Genomic DNA, 5,716 nt, shown 5'->3' with positions numbered 1-5,716 from the left:
CCCGCGTGGAACGCGAGCAGCCTCGAGGCCGGACGGCAGCTGTACCCCCACGAATGAACGGACTCCTGCTCGCCTTCCGCGCCTCGCGGTACGTCCCCGTCTCGCTCATCCGCGCCGGGGCGTGGACCGGCACCATGGTGCAGTGGTCGCGCCGCGCCAAGCCCGCGCGGCGCCTCGAGGACAACCTCCACCGGGTCACGGGGCTCGAGGGCGATGAACTGCGCGCCCTCAGCCGCCGCGGCATGGCGTCCGCGGCGCGCTACTACGCGGAGACCTTCGAGCTGTCGCGCCTCACGGGCCCCGTGATCGACGCGCGGGTGCGCATGGTGAACGCGGATGCGGTGATCGCCCGCATCGCGAAGGACGGGCGCATCGTCATCGCACTGTCGCACTCGGGCAACTGGGACATCGTGGGCGCGTACGCGTGCCGCCACCTGGCCCCCGTGGTCAGCGTCGCCGAGGTGCTGAAGCCGCGTGAGCTGTTCGATGAGTTCGTCGCGCTGCGCGAAGCTGTGGGGATGCGGATCCTGGGGCATGAGGGCGGGTCCACCTTCCGTGAGCTGATCCGGATCGCGCGCACCGACGGCGGGCTGCTGTGTCTCGTCGCCGATCGCGACCTGTCGGGCTCGGGAGTCGAGGTCGAGATGTTCGGCCACGGCGTCAAGGTGGCCCCGGGCCCGGCGGCGCTGGCCGCCGCCACCGGCACGGGGCTGGTGCCGGTCATGGTGCACTACGAGAGGCTTCGCGGCCGCGCGCGACGGGCGGCCCGCTCCAAGTGGGGCATCGTCATGACCTTCGGCGAGATCGTCGAGCCCGCGGACGCGCCGGCCGACGACCGCATCGGCCACCTCACGCGGGCCTGGGTACAGTTCATGGGCGAGGCCATCTCGAGACACCCCGAGGACTGGCACATGCTGCAACGCTTCGGATGGACGGATTGAGATGAGGATCGGCATCGTCTGCCCGTACTCGCTCGACCGTCCCGGCGGCGTGCAGCTCCACGTGCTCGACCTCGCGGAGAGCCTCATCGCCCGGGGCCACGAGGTCTCCGTGCTGGCGCCCGCCGCCGACGACACCCCCGTGCCGGCCTACGTCTCCAGCGCCGGCCGCTCGGTGCCGATCCGCTACAACGGAGCCACTGCACGCCTCACCTTCGGAATGGTGGCCGCGGCGCGCGTGCGCGAGTGGCTGAAACTGGGCCACTTCGACGTGGTCCACCTGCATGAGCCCGGCGCGCCGTCGCTCAGCCTGATCGCGATGTGGGCGCGCATCGGCCCCACCGTGGCGACGTTCCACAGCTCCAACGCGGAGTCCGCCATCATGCGGATGGCCAAGCCGTGGATCAAGCCGGGCTACGAGGAGCTCGACGCGCGCATCGCCGTGTCGCCCTCGGCCGCCGCCACCATCCGCGATCACCTACGCGTCGAGGCCACCCACATCATCCCGAACGGGGTGGACACCAAGAACTACGTCGACGCCATCCCCGATCCGCACTGGAAGGGCACCCCGGAGGCACCCACCATCGGGATCCTGGGTCGCCTCGACGAGCCCCGCAAGGGTCTCGAGGACTACCTTGCCGCGATCCCTGCCGTGCGCGCCCGCCACCCGCACGCCCGCTTCCTTGTCGCGGGACGGTTCTCCGACCGCGTCGCCGCCAAGGCCGCCCGCGCGGGGGCCGAGGTCATCGGCGAGCTCGACGAGCCGCAGAAGGCGCGCTTCATGGCCTCCGTCGACGTCTATTGCGCCCCCAACCTGGGAGGCGAGAGCTTCGGCATCGTGCTGGTCGAGGCGATGGCCGCCGGCGCCGCCGTGGTCGCCTCGGACCTCACGGCGTTCATGGACGTCTCGACCATCGCGGACGGCGGGCACGCGGCCGCGCACCACACCGTCGGGGATCCCGCGGCGATAGCCGTCTGCGTAAACGAGCTGCTCGACGATCCCGCCGCGCGGGCCGCGCTCGCGGCCCGCGGCCGCGAATGCGCGGCGGCGTTCGACTGGGCGAACGTCGCCCCCCGCGTCGAGGAGACGTACCGCGACGCGATTAGAATGGATGCCGAGTTCCATCCCCACCCGACGAAGGACGTCACATCACCATGAGTACCCCCGCCGAGACCACGAAGCCCCAGGTAGGCACCGACCTTGTGAAGCGCGGCATGGCCGAGATGCTCAAGGGCGGCGTCATCATGGACGTGGTCACCCCCGAGCAGGCGCGCATCGCCGAGGACGCGGGCGCGGTCGCGGTCATGGCCCTCGAGCGCGTTCCGGCCGACATCCGGGCTCAGGGCGGGGTCGCGCGGATGAGCGACCCGGACCTCATCCAGGGCATCATCGACACCGTCTCGATCCCCGTGATGGCGAAGGCGCGGATCGGGCACTTCGTCGAGGCGCAGGTGCTGCAGTCGCTGGGCGTCGACTACGTCGACGAGTCCGAGGTGCTCACGCCCGCGGACTACACCCACCACATCGACAAGTGGAACTTCACCGTGCCGTTCGTGTGCGGCGCCACCAACCTGGGCGAGGCGCTGCGGCGGATCTCCGAGGGCGCGGCGATGATCCGCTCGAAGGGTGAAGCCGGCACCGGCGACGTCTCGAACGCCACCACCCACATGCGCAAGATCCGCGCCGAGATCAAGGCGCTGGCAGCGATGCCCAAGGACGAGCTCTATGTGGCCGCCAAGGAGCTGCAGGCGCCGCTGCCGCTGGTGCAGGAGATCGCCGAGACCGGCACCCTCCCCGTGGTGCTGTTCACCGCGGGCGGCATCGCCACTCCGGCCGATGCGGCGATGATGATGCAGCTGGGCGCCGAGGGCGTGTTCGTGGGCTCCGGGATCTTCAAGTCCGGGAACCCCGCGACGCGCGCCGCCGCCATCGTCAAGGCGACCACGTTCTTCGACGACCCGGCCGTGATCGCGGAGGTGTCGCGCGGCCTGGGCGAGGCGATGGTGGGTATCAACGTCGACGACGTCCCCGAGCCGCACCGCCTCGCCGAGCGCGGCTGGTAGCCACCACCCACGTGGGCGACGGGCCCGGGCCGGACGCCGCATCGTCCCCGCGCATCGAGCGCGAGGGCGCGCGCGTGCTGCTCTTCGACGGGCACGGCCGGATGCTGCTGCTGCGCGGGCACGATCCGCACCTCCCGGACCGGTCCTGGTGGTTCACGCCGGGGGGCGGGCTCGACGCGGGGGAGAGCCCTCGCGAGGCCGCGGCCCGGGAGCTCGCGGAGGAGACCGGTCACCTGGTGGGTTCCGCGTCGCTCGTGGGACCCGTGTGGGAGCGCACCGCGTTCTTCGACTTCCTGTCGAGGCCGTACGTGCAGCACGAGTGGTTCTTCGTGGCACACGTGGACGATGCCGACGAGGGGGACGCCCGGTGGACCGCCACCGAGGAGGAGACGCTGGACGAGGTCGCTTGGCTCACCTACGAGGAGCTGGTCGCGGCGGAGATCGAGATCTTCCCGGCGCAGCTGCGGGAGCCATGGGAGTCGCTGCGGGTCTGGGACGGCACGCTGCGGAGATTGGGCACGGTGGAGGAGTGATGGCGGATGTCGGGATCCTGGCGCTGCAAGGCGACGTGCGCGAGCACGCCGCCGCGGTCGAGCGCGCGGGTGGAACGGCCACGCGCGTACGGCGCCTGTCCGAGCTCGCGGCCGTCGACGCGCTGATCATCCCCGGCGGCGAGTCGACCACCATCGACAAGCTGCTGCGGGCGTTCGGTCTGTTCGAGCCGCTCCGCGAGCGCATCCACGCCGGGATGCCGGTGATGGGGTCCTGCGCCGGGATGATCATGCTGGCGACCGACATCATCGGCGCGATCGAGGGACAGCGCAGCCTGGGCGCGATCCCGATGACGGTGCGCCGCAACGCGTTCGGCCGCCAGGTCGACTCCGCGGAGACGGAGCTGGTGTGGGAGCCGGACGGCACCGCCCTGCACGCGACCTTCATCCGCGCGCCCTGGGTCGAGTCCTGGGATCCGACCGTGCGGGTGCTCGCGACCACGGAGGGCCCCGACGGCGCCCGCCACCCGGTGGCGGTGCGCCACGGCAACGCGATCGCCACCAGCTTCCACCCGGAGATCGCCCACCGGGGCGCGGTGCCCGACGGTCGGGTCCACCGGCTGCTGCTCGACCTCATCTGAGGCGGCGCAGGCCGCGGATCGGTACATGAGTGCGCGGTTCGCGGGTGGAACGTGCACCCGTGTACCGAGTTGAAGGCGGGCGTGAGCGGCGAGCGCATTAGACTGAACGGCAGTCCTGAACCTGCAACACCCGAGGAGCACACGTGTCCGGGCATTCCAAGTGGGCCACCACCAAGCACAAGAAGGCGGTCATCGACGCCAAGCGCGGCAAGCTGTTCGCCAAGCTCATCAAGAACATCGAGGTGGCGGCGCGCACCGGCGGGGGCGACCTGGCCGGCAACCCCACCCTGTTCGACGCGGTGCAGAAGGCCAAGAAGTCGTCGGTGCCCAACGACAACATCGATCGCGCGGTCAAGCGCGGCTCCGGCCTCGAGGCGGGCGGCGCCGAGTACGAGACGATCATGTACGAGGGCTATGGCCCCGGCGGCGTCGCCCTGCTGATCGAGTGCCTCACCGACAACCGCAACCGTGCGGCCATGGAGGTGCGCACGGCGCTCACGCGCAACAACGGCACGCTCGCGGACCCGGGCTCGGTCTCGTACCTGTTCTCCCGCAAGGGCCAGGTGATCGTCTCCAAGGAGGGCGGCGCCACCGAGGACGATCTGATGGAGGCCGCGCTCGACGCGGGTGCCGAGGAGATCAACGACCTCGACGACTTCTTCGAGATCATCTCGGAGGCCACCGACTTCGTCGCCGTCCGCTCGGCGCTTCAGCAGGCGGACATCGACTACGACAGCGCCGAGGCGACCTTCCTGCCGTCGATGCGGATCGAGCTCGACGTGGACGGAGCGCGCAAGATGCTGCGGCTCATCGACGCGCTCGAGGACTCGGACGACGTCCAGAACGTGTGGGCGAACTTCGATGCCACCGACGAGGTGCTCGAGGCCGCGCAGGACTAGCGGCCGCGGCGGCAGGGACGATGCGCATCCTGGGGGTCGACCCGGGTCTCACCCGGTGCGGGCTCGGGGTGGTCGACTCCGGCTCGGCCCGCACCGTGACGCTCGTCGACGTTCGCGTCGCCACCTCGCCCGCGTCCGACGACACGCCGGCCAGGCTCGCGCAGATCTCCGCGGTGCTCGAGAGCGTGCTCGACCAGCACCGGCCGGCGGCGGTCGCGATGGAGCGCATCTTCGCGCGCAGCAACGTCAGCACCATCATGGGCACCGCCCAGGTGTCCGGCATCATCATGCTCGCCGCCGAGCGGCGCGGGCTGCCGCTGGTGCTCTACACGCCGTCAGAGGTCAAGGCCGCCGTCACCGGCGAGGGCCGCGCCGGCAAGGAGCAGGTGACCTTCATGGTCCAGCGGATCCTGGGCCTGGCCGAGCCGCCCCGCCCGGCCGATGCGGCGGACGCACTGGCGATCGCCATCGCGCACGCGTGGCGAGGTGGGGCGGCGCCGGTGGGGAGCGCGGCCACCACGGACGCTCAGCGCCGCTGGGCCGAGGCGGAGAAGGCGGCGCGCAGGCGCGGCTGACGTGTGGTCGCATCGGCGCGCCGTGCACGCGTGACGTCCGACCCGTCGGTTAGCGTGTTCGTACACATGTTCGAGAGGGGCGCCGCGTGATCGCACAGCTGTCGGGGA

7 protein-coding genes are annotated in these 5,716 nt (G+C 71.3%); all 7 read left to right on the top strand.

Going from position 1 to position 5,716, the window contains the following annotated elements; translation table 11 throughout:
• The first annotated feature begins 53 nt into the window (after nucleotides 1–53).
• The 7 genes from Q0L54_RS10100 (at nucleotide 54) to ruvC (ending at nucleotide 5,608) form a co-directional block, all read left to right on the top strand.
• The gene (locus Q0L54_RS10100) at nucleotides 54–941 is read left to right on the top strand and encodes a phosphatidylinositol mannoside acyltransferase (RefSeq protein WP_296667782.1); all 888 of its coding nucleotides are present in this window, start codon (nucleotides 54–56) and stop codon (nucleotides 939–941) included.
• A 1-nt stretch (nucleotide 942) separates the two neighbouring features.
• The gene (locus Q0L54_RS10095; protein ID WP_296667781.1) at nucleotides 943–2,097 is read left to right on the top strand and encodes a glycosyltransferase family 4 protein; all 1,155 of its coding nucleotides are present in this window, start codon (nucleotides 943–945) and stop codon (nucleotides 2,095–2,097) included.
• Nucleotides 2,094–3,002: a pyridoxal 5'-phosphate synthase lyase subunit PdxS gene (gene pdxS / locus Q0L54_RS10090; protein ID WP_296667779.1), complete on the top strand. Its 909-nt coding sequence runs from the start codon at nucleotides 2,094–2,096 to the stop codon at nucleotides 3,000–3,002. The genes Q0L54_RS10095 and pdxS overlap by 4 nt, the downstream gene beginning before the upstream one ends.
• Before the next feature lie 11 nt (nucleotides 3,003–3,013).
• Nucleotides 3,014–3,535 carry an NUDIX domain-containing protein gene (locus tag Q0L54_RS10085; protein ID WP_296667777.1) on the top strand — a complete coding sequence of 174 codons (522 nt, stop codon included), beginning with the start codon at nucleotides 3,014–3,016 and terminating at the stop codon, nucleotides 3,533–3,535.
• Nucleotides 3,535–4,134: a pyridoxal 5'-phosphate synthase glutaminase subunit PdxT gene (gene pdxT, locus Q0L54_RS10080; RefSeq protein WP_366937957.1), complete on the top strand. Its 600-nt coding sequence runs from the start codon at nucleotides 3,535–3,537 to the stop codon at nucleotides 4,132–4,134. The genes Q0L54_RS10085 and pdxT overlap by 1 nt, the downstream gene beginning before the upstream one ends.
• 143 nt (nucleotides 4,135–4,277) lie before the next feature.
• Nucleotides 4,278–5,033, top strand: coding sequence for a YebC/PmpR family DNA-binding transcriptional regulator (locus Q0L54_RS10075; protein WP_296667774.1), 756 nt, complete (start codon nucleotides 4,278–4,280; stop codon nucleotides 5,031–5,033).
• Between the two features lie 20 nt (nucleotides 5,034–5,053).
• Nucleotides 5,054–5,608, top strand: coding sequence for a crossover junction endodeoxyribonuclease RuvC (gene ruvC, locus Q0L54_RS10070; protein ID WP_296667771.1), 555 nt, complete (start codon nucleotides 5,054–5,056; stop codon nucleotides 5,606–5,608).
• Nucleotides 5,609–5,716 lie beyond the last annotated feature (108 nt).

This window comes from Demequina sp. (assembly GCF_024642165.1).
Taxonomy (GTDB): domain Bacteria; phylum Actinomycetota; class Actinomycetes; order Actinomycetales; family Demequinaceae; genus Demequina.
Note: the sequence above shows the minus strand (reverse complement) of the source record. Positions and strands in the feature narration are given on the sequence as shown.